Here is a 255-nt window from a genome sequence, read left to right as displayed (position 1 = left end):
CAGGTTGAACTTCCTCATGAGCCTCCGGATCTTTTTCATGTTGAACCTGATACTGGGGCTTTGATGGAGAAGGATCATCTGGATCTGTCTGGCACCGGCATGGCCGCGCGCTTTCCGGAAAGCCTGCCGAATCAGTTCGAAATCTGCTCTGTCCCGGGCTTCTCTTTGTTCACGGCTTTCTGTCTGAGCACACCAGCTGTAGTAACCTGAACGACTGACACCGTTCATTGCACACAGCTCAGTCACAGTCAGGAC

Annotated in this window: 1 protein-coding gene; it reads right to left on the bottom strand. The window is 52.9% G+C overall.

Annotated features, from left to right (window positions below):
• On the bottom strand, positions 1–228 hold a 228-nt coding region (locus Afil_RS11685), incomplete at its 3' end, for an IS3 family transposase (RefSeq protein ID WP_369413435.1).
• Positions 229–255: the final 27 nt, after the last annotated feature.

It is taken from the genome of Allobaculum fili (assembly GCF_020969955.1).
Taxonomy (GTDB): domain Bacteria; phylum Bacillota_I; class Bacilli_A; order Erysipelotrichales; family Erysipelotrichaceae; genus Allobaculum; species Allobaculum fili.
The sequence above is the reverse complement of the archived record's forward strand: the minus strand, read 5'-3'. Positions and strand labels throughout refer to the sequence as shown.